Raw genomic sequence first — 13,417 nt, 5'->3', positions numbered from 1 at the left:
GGGGTCGCGAGTTCGAGCCTCGTTTCCCGCTCCAATTCTCTAACTCGAAAGAGTAGAGAGCTTCTACGGAAGCAATGATGTGTCCCATTCGTCTAGAGGCCTAGGACACCGCCCTTTCACGGCGGTAACAGGGGTTCGAACCCCCTATGGGACGCCACCTTTCATGATTAAGGTGCCATATTAATCATCTGAAGTACGCTTCAACTACGTCCCATTCGTCTAGAGGCCTAGGACACCGCCCTTTCACGGCGGTAACAGGGGTTCGAACCCCCTATGGGACGCCATCTATCTAATCTGTTATGATTTAGCTTTTTCAATGAGATCAATCATATGCAGTGGTTCAGGAACTTCCTTCCAGACACAAATGTTTCATTGTCAGACCGTGGTTTAGCCTACGGTGATGGTCTATTCGAAACGCTCTCAGTACTGCATGGTGATGTGGTTAATCTTGATATTCATCAAGCCCGGCTAAAAAGAGGCTGCAATAGACTCAATTTTGCAGTTGATGATCACTTCTGGCAGAAGATCTGGTCTTTTGTCGATCAACAAGCTCAAGAGTACCCCGATTCTGGTTTGAAAATTATTTTTACTCGTGGATCTGGCGGTCGTGGCTATTTGCCACCAGATAGTCCTAATTTTGAGTTTATTCTCGGGGTATTCGAAAAGCCAAACTATGCGGCAATGCACCAAGTGGGTGTATCGTTAACGACTTCCCCTATCAATGCCTCCATTAATCGATCATTGGCGGGGTTAAAGCACCTTAACCGCTTAGAAAATGTGATGGCAAAATCCTGTCTGCCTGCAAACTACTATGAAGCTGTTCTAGTCGATGCTAATGGCTTTATCGTTGAGTGCATCCAAAGCAATCTATTCTGGTTTTACAAAGGTAGACTGAGGACTGCTGCTCTGATGGTAAGTGGTGTTCAAGGCAGTCTGAGAAGTCGTATCCTAGCGGACTTTGATGGGTGTATTGATATCGGCCGCTACACGCTTGAAGATTTAATGTTGGCAGATGAGATCTTTGTGTGTAATGCAATGAGTCAAATAATGCCTGTGGTTAGGTTTGACGACAAAACCTTTCCAATAGGCCCTATGACCAAACAATTAATGGAAAAAATAAATCCAATATGAAGTATGTAAAGTGGATAGTACTGATACTGGTTTTGGTCGCGACGCTTTCTGCGCTAGCGGCAACATGGGCTTATAAATCCTTAACGGAGCCGCTTCCAATTAAAGAAAGCATGACATTTGATATTGAGCGTGGCACTTCTATTATCAAGCTGGGTTATAAATTAGCGGATCAAGGCTGGCTTCCGCATCCATTACTGGCTCGATTAGCCCATGAGTTAGATCCATCATTAACGCCAAAAGTTGGCAAATATCAACTTGAGCCAGGCATGAGTTTCATGGACGTGTTGGCGAAATTTGATTCAGGCGAGACGATTTATTACCCCATTACACTTCTAGAGGGACACACTTACCGAGACTACCTTGATGCAATGAAGGCGAAAGGTAATATTGAGATGACGTTGGATGGCCTTTCAGCAAAAGAAATTGCTGAAAAGTTGGGGGTTGAGCACGACTCACCCGAGGGTTTGCTGTTTGCAAACACTTATCGTTATCACGATGGCGACACGGATTTAGATATTTTTTTGCAAGCACATGCATTACTTAACGCGGCTTTGGATGAGGCTTGGGAAAATAAGGCGAAGGATTTACCTATTAAATCTCCTTATGAAGCATTGATTATGGCTTCAATTATCGAAAAAGAAACTGGTGTTGCAGCGGAGCGACCACTAATTGCAAGGGTATTTATCAGTCGCCTCGAAAAGGGAATGCGATTACAAACCGATCCAACGGTAATTTATGGTATGGGAGAGCGTTATAATGGGAATATCACCCGCGCGGATCTACGTCGACCAACTCCTTATAACACTTATCAAATTAATGGACTACCGCCAACGCCAATCGCAAATGTTGGCAAAGAAGCGATTGTCGCGGCTTTGAATCCTGGCGAGACGAAAGCTTTGTATTTTGTTGCCAAAGGGGATGGTTCACACGTTTTTTCAAATACGTTGCGAGAGCACAATAATGCGGTTGCTCGCTACCAGCGTTTCCAGCGTCGTAAAGATTACACGTCAACTCCGACTCAATAGAGGTTTGTATGAAAGGTAAATTTATTTCCCTAGAGGGCGGTGAAGGCGCAGGTAAAAGCTCGGCAATTCACGTGATTAAAACATGGCTTGAAGAACGCAATATCGAGTATGTTCTTACTCGAGAGCCAGGTGGTACGCCAATGGCTGAAGAAATTCGTGAGCTTGTTTTGGCGTCTCGAGATGAGGCTGTTGCTGCAGATGCTGAGCTGCTATTGGTGTTTGCCGCTCGAGTTCAACATATCAATACAACCATATTGCCAGCTTTGGCTGATGGCAAATGGGTGATCAGTGACCGGTATGTGGATTCAAGTTACGTGTATCAGGGGATTGGGCGAGGGATCGATAAATCCATTATTGATATGTTGAGATCTTCGTTTTTAGAAGGGTGTATGCCAGATAAAACCTTATTACTGGATGTGCCAGTCGAATTGGGATTAAGTAGAGTTGCCTCCCGTGGTGACGCTAACCGACTTGATGGTGAGTCGACGGCCTTTCATGAAGCAGTAAGAAGTGGGTTCTTAGAGCTAGCTGCTGAAGAACCAGCACGTTTTGCCGTGTTGGATGCGAGTCAGACGATGGATAATGTCGCTGAGCAAATTTTGCAGCAACTGAGCCTGCTAGAGAAAACTTCATAATGACTGAATTGGCCCCATGGTTAACAGATGCTTATCAGCAGGCTCAGGCTTGGCGTCGACAAAGTCGTTTTCACCATGCTCTGCTGGTCAGTGGGATTAATGGTGTTGGACAAAGTGAGTTTGCTCAACAAGTGGCCCAACTGTTGCTTTGTGAGCATCCAGATAAAGCGCCATGTGGCACATGCCATAGCTGTCAGGTAGCGAAAGCTGATACCCATCCCGATTGGCTAGTGTTGGACGGTCGTGAAGGTGGTATTCGTGTCGATGCAGTCAGGCAAGTTGTAGCAAAAGTGGCGAATAAGCCGCAGTTAGGCTTTTCTAAGGTGGTCGTTATTCATGAAGCCCATGAAATGAACGTTAATGCAGCCAACGCAATCTTAAAAGCCTTAGAGGAGCCGCCATCTTCGACATACTTTATTTTGACAACCCATACGTCTAGAGCATTAATGCCAACCATACTAAGTCGATGCCAAAGATTGATGCTGCCGGCACCTGATCCAGGTATTGTTGTTGGTTGGGTTAATGATCGAGTTAAAACAGATATTAGTGATCTTCTGTGGTTCTCTAAAACGCCATATCAGTTACTTCGTCTGATTGACTCAAAGCAGCATGAGTTACTTCAAGCTTTGCCGGATCATCTAATGCAGTGGCTTGATGGTAATATGCGAACAGACGAGTTAGCGGCGAAAGTTCCAAAAGATGGTATTGGACTATGGCTTGATGGCCTGTTGGCATTGCTTGCGGCAGCCATTCATTATTCGGCCACTGGTCAAAAGAACAGTCAAATTGAAAGCGTATTAAATGCTCTATTGTCTCGCTATGATGTTTATTGTTTGATGAATTTTAGTTCGAGTTTAACTGGGTTGAAGCGACAACTTGATATCACACATCTTAACCCCACTATACAGATAGTAGGCGAATTAAATTCTTGGTAAATACATGCTTGTAGATTCACATTGTCATCTAGATAAACTAGATGTATCGGGTTATGAGAAGGGTACCCAAGGTGCCATAGATGCTGCGAGAGACTTAGGTGTTTCTCAGATTTTAACTATTTCAGTTGATCTTGAAAGTTTTGAAGAAGTGTATCAATTCACTGAGCGCTCTGGTGTGATTGCCAGTTGCGGCGTACATCCACTTCATAAGGAGGGCTTGCTGTCATCGGATGACAAGCTACTAGCCTTGGCATCAAGAGAGAAGGTGGTGGCGATTGGTGAGACAGGTCTAGATTACTTTTATGATAAAGAACCTGAAAATCACCTTATTCAAAAAGAGAGTTTCGCGATACATTTGGCCGCCGCTGGTGAGCTTGAGCTGCCAACGATTATTCATACTCGTGATGCGAAGAATGATACGTTAGATCTTATTCGTACGCATGGTAATAAAGATGTGGGTGGCGTGCTCCACTGCTTCACTGAAGATTATGATATGGCGAGAAGGGCGTTGGATCTAAACTACATGATTTCGATTTCGGGGATTGTGACCTTCCGCAACGCAGAGGATCTTCGCGACACAGTCAAGAAACTACCTCTAGATGCGTTATTAGTCGAAACGGATTCTCCTTACTTAGCTCCGGTACCACACCGCGGTAAAAAGAATGAGCCGAAATACGTGAGAGATGTTGCCCAATTTGTAGCAGACCTAAAGCAGGTTCGTATCGAAGAGCTTATGGAAATTAGCTCGGAGAATTTTCATCGCAAATTTTCAAAAGTTAAACGCGATAATATTTTAGTTTAAAAATAACACTTAAATAGCCAGTTTTTTAATGTGATGGCTATGATCAAAAGGACCTGTTAGATGTCAGAAATGGTTCATGCCTTAGCGCCGAATGCGCTGGCAGCAAAAATCGAGAAAGGAAATCTACCTTTCAAAAAACTGAGTGAGCTAGAGCCCCTAAGTGGCATTCTAGGTCAAGAGCGTGCCGTTGAGGCCATCCAATTTGGTGTAGCGATGCACCGACCTGGTTATAACATCTTTGTCATGGGGGGGGCTGGCACAGGTCGTTCTTCTTACGTGACAAGTTATTTAAAAAGTGAAGCAAAGCGTAAAAAAACACCAAGCGAGTGGGTATACGTTAATAACTTCAAAGACACACATGTACCTAAGGCTATCGAGTTTCAGCCAGGACAAGCAAAAGTTTTCGAGCAAGATATTCGTACCTTAATTGATGGCTTGATGGGGACCTTCCCTGCAGCCTTTGAACATCCAAACTACCAGCAACAGAAAAGCGCTATTGATCGTGCCTTCAACGATCAATACGAAGCGGCGATTAATCTAGTAGAGCGTCATGCCTCGAAAATCGGTGTTGCAATGTTTCGTGATGCATCATCTGTAAGTTTCGCGCCAATGCGTGATGGCAAGGCATTAGAAGAAGCGGACTTCGCAACGTTAACAGATGATGAGCGTGATGCTTTTCAAGCTGGTGTATCTGAGCTTGAAGGTATGCTTAACGATGAGCTGTTGAGCCTGCCAACTTGGAAGCGTATTTCATATGAGCAGTTGCGAGAGTTGAATTTAAATACGGTTAAAGAGTCACTTGATCCGTTGATGGCACCTTTGTTTGAAAAGTATGCCGATCAAGAGATTATGATTCAGTTTCTTAACGAAATGCGTGAAGACCTCGACAAAGTTATCATTGATCAGTTTGTTGATGATAAAACGTCGGATAACCGTGATGAATCCAGTCGTCGAACTATGTACGAGGAAATGTATCTACCAAATGTGGCGGTGACGCATACTTCTGATGGTGGTCAGCCGGTTATTTACGAACCTCACCCAACTTACCGTAATCTATTTGGGCAAGTGGAGTACAGCTCTGATCAAGGTATGTTGGTTACCAGCTATCGTTTGATCCGCTCGGGAAGCTTGCATGCGGCTAATGGCGGTTATTTAATCCTAGATGCTGAGAAACTATTAACCGATCATTACTTATGGGAAGCGTTAAAACGTGCACTAAAGAGCAAGGCCCTAAAGATTGAGCATCCATATGCAGATATGGGATTGATGAGTACAACCACTCTATCACCTGAAGATCTGCCATTGCAGGTGAAAGTTGTTCTAATTGGCTCACGTGAAATCTATTATCTGTTGCAAGACGCAGACCCTGATTTCCAGGAAATGTTTAGAGTATTGGTAGATTTCGATGATTCGTTGAAGCGCGATACGGAAACTGAGCTAGCGTTTGCTCGATTATTGAAAGATCGAGTGGCCAAAGAGGGCTATGCAGATGTTACGGATGCGGGTGTAGCGAGGCTAATCGAGTACAGTAGTCGACTGGCTGAGCACCAAAAAGAAATGGCCGCAAAAATAGGCGATGTGTTCGAACTTTTAGGTGAGGCTGACTTTAATCGTGACTTGGCAAAAGACGATGTGATTACCGATGTCCATGTGCAGCGAGCGCTGGCAGCGAAAAAGCATCGAACGGGTCGTGTTGCCGAAAAGATCATTGAAGAAATTGTTGATGGCACCATCTTGCTTGAGAGTGATGGTAAAGCCATTGGTAACATTAATGGTTTAACTGTTATGCAAATTGGCGACAGCAGTTTTGGAGCGCCTGCAAGAATTTCTACTACAGTGTACCCAGGCGGAAAGGGGATCGTTGATATTGAGCGTGAATCGAACCTAGGACAAAGTATTCACTCTAAAGGGGTGTTGATTCTTTCTGGTTATTTAGGTCATCGTTATGCGCAAGAATTCCCATTAGATATCAGTGCTTCCATTGCAATGGAGCAAAGTTATGGTTATGTGGACGGGGACAGTGCTTCGACAGCCGAATTATGTTGTTTGCTGTCTGCTTTGATCAACGTGCCATTGCGTCAAGATTTGGCCATTACTGGCTCACTGAACCAATATGGTCAAGTTCAGGCTATCGGTGGTGTGAATGAGAAAATTGAAGGTTTCTTCAATGTTTGTCATGCCCGAGGATTGACTGGTACTCAAGGCGTCATTATTCCAAAGTCAAATGTCATTAACCTAATGTTAAATGATGATGTGATTGAAGCGGTAGAAGCGGGTCAATTCCATATTTATGCAGTGGAAAAAGCAGACGAAGCATTGCATCTTCTAACTGGCTTGGAGCCTGGAGAATTGGATGCAAATGGAAAGTACCCAGAAGGTACGATCTCCGCTAGGATTCTTAAGCGCTTAGAAGAAATCTCAAAGCTAGGGGAAGAGGAAGAAAACGCTGATAAAGATAAGGCGGTGGAAGAAAGTAAGAAGGCTGATAATGGTAAGGAAAACGCAGGCACTAAAAAAGGCTAGCGCTTGCCCTGAGTTCGTTTAATAAAACCTGCTGTACAGTTATCTGAGACTAGCCAGTAAAGCGTGTAATAGAGGTCGTCACTTTCAAAGTAAGTGGCGACCTCTTTACGTTTACTGGGGTGATGACGTTTCAAAACCTTTGGTTTTCTGAAGCTATTTCCGTTCATTACGCTTTGGGAAGCGCTCATAGCAGCTTCTATAGCGTTCTTATCACTGCACTCTGCGGCGCTGACAGTTTGCCAAAATGTACAACTCACCAGTGTAATACTAATCAGCGATTGAATGTAACAAGGTATATTCTGTTTAAATTTCATTTGGTTTCAACTCAATGCTTGGGATGAGGGTGTTGTCTAGTACATGGCGTACTTAAGTCACCAAAATATCAAAAAATCTTATGTTATTTCTAATTTATGATGTCATTTTGATGCATTCAATCGAAATAGTCTCATTTAATATAGGAAATTGTGGAACCTTGCTGATTTAGGTGACTCTATAAGATAAAGTGGATGTAATTGACTTGGCTGCAATAGGAGAGATGGATGTTAAGTAAGAAAGTACTTGTAACCAGTGTTTTAATGACGGCTAGTTTTAGTAGCCTTGCTCATGCTAGTTGTGATGACACAGCTTTACATGAGCACATGGAAACCATTAAAACTGAAATGAAAAGCTTGGCTTTTGAAGTAAAGAAAGAAGATTACGCAGCGGCTGATGTGCGAATTGACAAGATTATTGCGGAGCTAAAAGATGCTCGTAATGAAAAGCCTTATTTGTTTACAGAGGAAGGCTTGTCAGGCGATGAATTAGCAAAACGTCAAGCTGACTACCAATCTGTCATTGATGATACAGTGACTGCATTTATGGCTTTGGATAAGGCTGTTTCTGAGGAAAATGCAGACAGTGCTAAAACAGCACTAGGCGAAATAGGTAATCTACGTAAAAAAGGCCATCGTGCATTTAAAGCAGATTGCTAATTAGTCAATGAGATCAGCGTGACCTAGTCGATCTAGATTGCTACAATACATGTCTTGTAAGAGAGGTGAGTTATGTCTCGCATGAAGAAATCCCGTAGCATGAAAGGGAAACTTGGTAAAACTGGTACCAAGGAAATGCTAAAAGAGCAGAAAAAAGCACGAAAGGCGGCTTCTCCTTCGCGCTTTGATGCCAAGAAAACTAAGCAAAGAAAAGAGCAGGCTCAACGTAAGCTAGGTCGTCTGGGTTTATTGCCAGAAGCTGAAAAAGTTGAGCCAAAAGTAAGACCTAAGCGTTTTACTTTTACGCCAAAAGTTGCAGAGGCAACAGTCGCGGAAGCGCCTGAAAAAAGTGCTGAACAACTCGTTAAAAACGATTTGCTTGATGCATTAACGGAAGAAAATTAATTGTGAATCGAAAAGGCTGCATGTTAATGCGGCCTTTTTTTGTGCCTAAAAATAATTACAGGGGACCGTTTGTATGGGATTGAAGGCAACCGTTCCAGCACAGAGCGTGCGCTATTTGTTAAGTGCCGTAGAAAATCAAGGTTGCGATGTCATGCCTCTACTTGATGAAGTAGGCATTAGTAAGCAAGATATTGACACTAAGGAAGGGCTTTCGGCATACCAGTATGGCTTGCTTTATCAGCGTATAATGCAACGTATGAATGATGAGTCATTTGGTATATTAAGTGGTGGTAGAATGCCCAAAGGTTCTTTCAGAATGATGTGCCTTTGCATACTACATTCTAAGAATTTAGCGCAAGCATTACGCCGTTGTAGCGATTTTTATGAAATTTGTAGAGGGCCAACCATAAAGCCAATTGTGGTGCAAAAAGGTCGCTTTGCGAAAGTGACTTTTGCGCCGATTGAATCCATAGAGCTAGAGAAAGATATTTCTCTGGATCAGGCGTTTGAGTCTCGAGAGCGTGTCAGAAGTACACTGTCAATGTGGCACCACTTTATTAGTTGGTTGATTGGCCGGCGACTCGTTTTAAAGGCTGCCTATTTCACTGCTTCGCGCCCAGATGATGTGGAGTACTATCAAACCTTATTTCAATCTGACATTAAGTTTTCTCAGCACGGCAATGCTTTAGTTTTTCCTGCCTCATATCTTGATATGCCTTTGGTTCAGAATGAAGAGAGCTTACGTAGCTTTCTGAAAACAGCACCTTATCAACTGCTTGTGATGGTGGATAATGACAATAGCCTTAAATCCCGTGTGATTTCTATTTTGGGGAAAGACTTTTCGCAAGAGATGCTCTCTGCTGAGGAAGTGGCTCAATTGCTAAATATGAGTGTTTCCACAATGAGGAGACGTTTAACGGATGAAAATACCTCATTTCAGCAAATTAAAGATGAATGTCGAAAAGAAGCTGCGATTACTTACATCAACGCACCACAATTATCTTTTAATGAGATTGCTGCGCTAATGGGGTTTGAAGAGCCAAGTGCGTTCTATCGTTCATTTAAAAAATGGACTGGGATGACGCCGGGTGAATACCGCAAACATGCTGATTTTAAGGCACTTAAGTAGTGCCGCTACCAATATAGTTGAACTCAAATGTTAGTGAATTAGCGATCATTTGCCATTGTTGAAAACGCGTATATTTACCACTCTTAAAACAATAAAAATTATAAGGAGTGAGACAATGGGCGGTTACCAATACCCAGCTACTGAAATTAAGTTTTGCCTCGAGCATATCGCAAAATTAAAGCGTCTCGAGGCACAATTTCCAAATTATAGTGACGATTTACTGGAGCCAATTCTCAGTGAAGCTGGAAAGTTCGCTGAGCAATGTGTTGCTCCGACAAATCGCCAAGGTGATTTAGATCCGCCAAAGATGGTTAATCGTTGTGTTCAAGAAACGGCGACATTCAAACCCGTCTATGACGCATTACAAGAAGCTGCTTGGACCACGTTAAGTGCCCCTGAAGAATTTGGTGGTCAAGCGTTACCACGTGCTTTGGAGGTGGCCTTTAACGAAGGTGTACAATCGGCTAACCTTTCCTTCTCGTTGTGTCCGCTTCTTACTCAAGGTGCGGTAGACGCCATCGAAACCCACGCAAGCGATGAGCTGAAGTCTACCTACCTCCCTAATATGATTTCTGGGAAATGGACTGGCACCATGAATCTAACTGAACCTTCTGCCGGCAGTGATTTGGCTGCAATCAAAACTAAAGCCGAAAGGGAAGGTGATCACTACCGTATATATGGTCAGAAAATCTTTATCACCTGGGGTGACCATCAAATGAGTGAAAACATCATTCATTTGGTATTGGCTCGTTTGCCTGATGCGCCTGAGGGTGTTAAGGGGATCTCGCTATTTTTGGTACCAAAATATCTCTTAGATGAAAACGACCAGCCAGGTCTTCGAAATGATGTTTACCCTATCTCTTTAGAGCATAAGCTTGGTATCCATGGGTCGCCGACTTGTGTCATGCAATTTGGTGAGTCTGAGGGGGCATTAGGCTATTTAGTGGGGCAAGAGAACAATGGTCTAATGGCAATGTTCACGATGATGAACAACGCTCGACAAAGTGTTGGTTTACAAGGGTTGGCAGTGGCTGAAGCGGCTTATCAAATGGCGCTTGAATACGCTCAAGATCGAAAACAAGGTAATGTAAAAGGCGTAGAAGGGAAGGTTGCTATCGCTGAACATGGTGATGTGCGTCGCATGCTATGGCAAATGGCCAGTATGCTGTCAGCGATGCGTGCCTTGATGTACACCGCTTCAGTGGAAGGGGATCTTGCCAAGATTGACAAGTCTCATCTCGTTAGAAATGAGCTGTATACGCCAATTGTGAAAGGCTGGCTAACTGAGTTGGCGCTCGAGATTACTTCTACTTCAGTACAAGTTTTCGGTGGCATGGGCTTTATAGAAGAAACGGGTGTTGCTCAGCTTTACCGAGACGCACGTATTTTGCCAATTTACGAAGGCACCAACGGAATCCAAGCACTCGATCTCGTTGGTCGTAAGCTGAAAGCTGACAAAGGTGCTGGCATGGCCGCGTTAATTGAAGAGATAGCTACGGATCTGGCAAGCTTTGCTCAGCATGATGAGCATGTCAAAGCTCTTTCATTGCAAGTTAAACTGCTGCAGTCCTCCACAGAACTGATGTTGGATCAGCAAGTAAATGTTTCAGAAGCTGCTTTTGATTACATGATGCAATCTGGTTACGTGTTAGGTGGATGGTTACTGCTCAAAGGAGCGCAAGACGCTGCTGCGGATAAAGCTTGGTTGGCAAAGACAAAATTCTATTTTGATCACATTCTTCTTCGAGCCAATACCGCCGCAGAATCTGTAAAGGGATTCAAGGGCGATCAATCTATACCAAATGTTACTCTATTAAATAAATAAAATATATTTAATGGGTAATTTACTAAATGAGGTATTCATTAATTTTCAACACTGGTTTAATAAATGGATACCTCATTAATTATAATAAAAACATCTAATAATTTTCCCTCAAGCTATAGCCAAATCTTTAGACAATAGGAATAATTGAGCTTCTTGTAGAAGGAGTTATCAATGCAAATCTGGGTGGACGCTGATGCATGTCCCAACGCCATCAAGCCTGTTCTATACAAAGCTGCAGAACGATGTGAAATAGTCTGTGTTTTTGTTGCCAATGTGGCGATTGCCTTACCAAATAGCAAGTGGTTAACACGTAAAGTCGTTCCTAGTGGCTTTGACGAAGCCGATTTGTACATTGAGCAGAATGTAGCCAAAGAAGATTTAGTGATTACCTCAGATATTCCCTTGGCGTCTGATTGTATTGCCCGCGGTGCAACCGTTCTCACCTCTAAAGGTGAGCTATTTACCCTCGAAAACATTAAGCAGAAGTTAGCCATGCGCGACTTTATGGATCAGATGCGTTCCAGCGGATTTGATACTGGCGGCTCCGCTCCTTTTAGTGATAAAGATAAAGCTAATTTTGCGAACACATTAGATAGACTTCTCGCTAAGCGCCCCAAGTAGATGTGAAGAGATGAATGATTTGCTAAGCAAGCAGAAATGTTTAGCAAATCATTCACAATTTGGGGATTTTTAAATGAAACACATCGTTGTTCTTGGTGGCGGTGCAGGCGGTCTTGAGTTAGTAACCCGTCTTGGCCACAGCCTTGGTAAACGTAAGCAAGCAAAAATTACGTTAATCGATCGTTCTCAAACCCATATCTGGAAGCCTTTGCTGCATGAGGTGGCAACTGGGTCTATAGATATCAATACAGATGGAATTAATTACCGTGCCCACTCAGCTAAGCATTATTATGATTTTCAATTAGGCACAGCCATTGACGTAGATCCAAATCAGAAATGTGTTCGTCTTGCGAGCATGGAAGACGACAAGGGCCGTGAAGTGTTGCCGGTCAGAGAAGTCTCTTACGACATACTTGTGATGGCTGTAGGCAGTGTGAGTAATGATTTCGGTACGCCAGGCGTTGCGGAACATTGCTACTTTTTAGATTCCCATCGCCAAGCAGAGCGTTTCCAGCAAGCCCTTTTGACTCAGTTTCTGCGTATTCATCAAATGGGGGGCGATCAGCAACTTAACATTTCCATTGTAGGTGGTGGTGCGACAGGCGTTGAGTTGTCGGCAGAGCTGTTCCATGTTGCAGACTTACTTAAAGCCTATGGTATGCCTGAAATGTCCTCAAAGAAGGTAAAAGTAGAGCTAGTTGAGGCTGGCCCACGCATTCTGCCTGCTTTACCAGATCGTATTGCGAATAATGCAAAGAAAGAACTGGAAAAACTAGGCGTTCATGTGCATGAAGGCACTCGTGTTACCGAAGCTCGAAGGGAAGGGTTGGTGACGGCTGATGAAGAAGTGATTAGCGCAGACTTAATGATCTGGGCCGCTGGTGTCAAGGCACCTGAGTTTATTCAAAACATTGAAGGACTCGAAATCACAAGAAATAACCAGATCCTAGTGAAAGGCACGTTACAAAGTACTGAGTTTGACGATATGTATGTCATTGGTGACTGCTGTGCTTGTAAGCAAGAGAACGGCTCTTTTGTACCGCCGCGAGCTCAATCCGCGCACCAAATGGCGTCCTTAGTTCATGAGAATATTTTGGCCTCGCTAAAAGGGGAGTCATTAAAGGAATATGAATACAAGGACTACGGCTCTCTGGTGAATTTAAGCCGTTACAGTACCGTAGGTAGTCTAATGGGCAATCTGATGAAGGGATCTATGTTTGTGGAAGGGCGCTTAGCTCGATTTGTCTACGTTTCTCTTTATCGCCTTCACCTAATTGCCATACACGGTTGGTTTAAAGCAATGATTATCCTAGCGGCTCAACGAATCGGGAAAGTTGTTAAGCCAAAATTGAAGCTTCACTAGGGAAAAGTTCTGCTCACACTAAGGGATGGTGTTTGCCCTTAGTGTGAGTGAG

Annotated in this window: 13 protein-coding genes and 2 tRNA genes; 14 read left to right on the top strand and 1 reads right to left on the bottom strand. The window is 43.5% G+C overall.

Annotated elements, in window-relative coordinates; all coding sequences use genetic code 11:
• The first annotated feature begins 81 nt into the window (after window positions 1–81).
• The 8 genes from JHD44_RS16410 to JHD44_RS16375 all read left to right on the top strand — a co-directional run bounded on the left by JHD44_RS16410 (window position 82) and on the right by JHD44_RS16375 (window position 7,051).
• Window positions 82–157, top strand: a tRNA-Glu gene (locus JHD44_RS16410).
• Window positions 158–208: 51 nt separating this feature from the next.
• A tRNA-Glu gene (locus JHD44_RS16405) sits at window positions 209–284 on the top strand.
• A 46-nt stretch (window positions 285–330) separates the two neighbouring features.
• Window positions 331–1,131 (top strand): aminodeoxychorismate lyase, encoded by an 801-nt coding sequence (gene pabC, locus JHD44_RS16400; protein WP_199463853.1) that lies wholly within the window; start codon window positions 331–333, stop codon window positions 1,129–1,131.
• Window positions 1,128–2,156, top strand: a complete 1,029-nt coding sequence (gene mltG, locus JHD44_RS16395; RefSeq protein WP_199463852.1) for an endolytic transglycosylase MltG — start codon at window positions 1,128–1,130, stop codon at window positions 2,154–2,156. The genes pabC and mltG overlap by 4 nt, the downstream gene beginning before the upstream one ends.
• A gap of 8 nt (window positions 2,157–2,164) precedes the next feature.
• Entirely contained in the window at window positions 2,165–2,791 is a 627-nt protein-coding gene (tmk, locus tag JHD44_RS16390; RefSeq protein ID WP_199463851.1) for a dTMP kinase, read from the top strand.
• Window positions 2,791–3,726 carry a DNA polymerase III subunit delta' gene (gene holB, locus JHD44_RS16385; RefSeq protein WP_199463850.1) on the top strand — a complete coding sequence of 312 codons (936 nt, stop codon included), beginning with the start codon at window positions 2,791–2,793 and terminating at the stop codon, window positions 3,724–3,726. Before tmk ends, holB begins: the two co-directional genes overlap by 1 nt.
• A 4-nt stretch (window positions 3,727–3,730) precedes the next feature.
• Window positions 3,731–4,528, top strand: coding sequence for a TatD family hydrolase (locus JHD44_RS16380; protein WP_199463849.1), 798 nt, complete (start codon window positions 3,731–3,733; stop codon window positions 4,526–4,528).
• A 60-nt stretch (window positions 4,529–4,588) separates the two neighbouring features.
• A complete protein-coding gene (locus JHD44_RS16375; RefSeq protein WP_199463848.1) occupies window positions 4,589–7,051 on the top strand; it encodes a Lon protease family protein in 2,463 nt (820 codons plus the stop codon).
• On the opposite strand, the gene JHD44_RS18815 is transcribed toward JHD44_RS16375, so the two are convergent.
• On the bottom strand, window positions 7,048–7,365 hold the full coding sequence (locus JHD44_RS18815) for a hypothetical protein (RefSeq protein WP_233402232.1): 318 nt from the start codon (window positions 7,363–7,365) through the stop codon (window positions 7,048–7,050). The two genes, JHD44_RS16375 and JHD44_RS18815, sit on opposite strands and share 4 nt — an antisense overlap.
• Window positions 7,366–7,590: 225 nt before the next feature.
• Between JHD44_RS18815 and JHD44_RS16365 the strand changes: the two genes are divergently transcribed.
• From JHD44_RS16365 to JHD44_RS16340, 6 genes are all read left to right on the top strand, one after another.
• Window positions 7,591–8,022, top strand: coding sequence for a cytochrome b562 (locus JHD44_RS16365; protein WP_199463847.1), 432 nt, complete (start codon window positions 7,591–7,593; stop codon window positions 8,020–8,022).
• A 72-nt stretch (window positions 8,023–8,094) separates the two neighbouring features.
• On the top strand, window positions 8,095–8,427 hold the full coding sequence (locus JHD44_RS16360) for a hypothetical protein (protein WP_199463846.1): 333 nt from the start codon (window positions 8,095–8,097) through the stop codon (window positions 8,425–8,427).
• Between the two features lie 73 nt (window positions 8,428–8,500).
• Entirely contained in the window at window positions 8,501–9,556 is a 1,056-nt protein-coding gene (locus tag JHD44_RS16355) for an AraC family transcriptional regulator (protein WP_133559837.1), read from the top strand.
• Between the two features lie 115 nt (window positions 9,557–9,671).
• The gene (locus tag JHD44_RS16350; protein WP_199463845.1) at window positions 9,672–11,381 is read left to right on the top strand and encodes an acyl-CoA dehydrogenase; all 1,710 of its coding nucleotides are present in this window, start codon (window positions 9,672–9,674) and stop codon (window positions 11,379–11,381) included.
• A 171-nt stretch (window positions 11,382–11,552) separates the two neighbouring features.
• Window positions 11,553–12,002: a YaiI/YqxD family protein gene (locus tag JHD44_RS16345; RefSeq protein ID WP_199463844.1), complete on the top strand. Its 450-nt coding sequence runs from the start codon at window positions 11,553–11,555 to the stop codon at window positions 12,000–12,002.
• A 73-nt stretch (window positions 12,003–12,075) separates the two neighbouring features.
• Entirely contained in the window at window positions 12,076–13,365 is a 1,290-nt protein-coding gene (locus JHD44_RS16340; protein WP_199463843.1) for an NAD(P)/FAD-dependent oxidoreductase, read from the top strand.
• The last annotated feature ends 52 nt before the right edge of the window (window positions 13,366–13,417 follow it).

Origin of the sequence: Marinomonas ostreistagni, from assembly GCF_016461785.1 — a bacterium.
GTDB classification, from domain to species: Bacteria; Pseudomonadota; Gammaproteobacteria; order Pseudomonadales; family Marinomonadaceae; genus Marinomonas; species Marinomonas ostreistagni_A.
Note: the sequence above shows the minus strand (reverse complement) of the source record. Positions and strands in the feature narration are given on the sequence as shown.

Coding starts and splice junctions, on each gene's coding strand:
- pabC (WP_199463853.1), top strand. CDS start 331: ATGCAGTGGTTCAGGAACTTCCTTCCAGACACAAATGTTTCATTGTCA.
- mltG (WP_199463852.1), top strand. CDS start 1,128: ATGAAGTATGTAAAGTGGATAGTACTGATACTGGTTTTGGTCGCGACG.
- tmk (WP_199463851.1), top strand. CDS start 2,165: ATGAAAGGTAAATTTATTTCCCTAGAGGGCGGTGAAGGCGCAGGTAAA.
- holB (WP_199463850.1), top strand. CDS start 2,791: ATGACTGAATTGGCCCCATGGTTAACAGATGCTTATCAGCAGGCTCAG.
- JHD44_RS16380 (WP_199463849.1), top strand. CDS start 3,731: ATGCTTGTAGATTCACATTGTCATCTAGATAAACTAGATGTATCGGGT.
- JHD44_RS16375 (WP_199463848.1), top strand. CDS start 4,589: ATGTCAGAAATGGTTCATGCCTTAGCGCCGAATGCGCTGGCAGCAAAA.
- JHD44_RS18815 (WP_233402232.1), bottom strand. CDS start 7,365: ATGAAATTTAAACAGAATATACCTTGTTACATTCAATCGCTGATTAGT.
- JHD44_RS16365 (WP_199463847.1), top strand. CDS start 7,591: ATGTTAAGTAAGAAAGTACTTGTAACCAGTGTTTTAATGACGGCTAGT.
- JHD44_RS16360 (WP_199463846.1), top strand. CDS start 8,095: ATGTCTCGCATGAAGAAATCCCGTAGCATGAAAGGGAAACTTGGTAAA.
- JHD44_RS16355 (WP_133559837.1), top strand. CDS start 8,501: ATGGGATTGAAGGCAACCGTTCCAGCACAGAGCGTGCGCTATTTGTTA.
- JHD44_RS16350 (WP_199463845.1), top strand. CDS start 9,672: ATGGGCGGTTACCAATACCCAGCTACTGAAATTAAGTTTTGCCTCGAG.
- JHD44_RS16345 (WP_199463844.1), top strand. CDS start 11,553: ATGCAAATCTGGGTGGACGCTGATGCATGTCCCAACGCCATCAAGCCT.
- JHD44_RS16340 (WP_199463843.1), top strand. CDS start 12,076: ATGAAACACATCGTTGTTCTTGGTGGCGGTGCAGGCGGTCTTGAGTTA.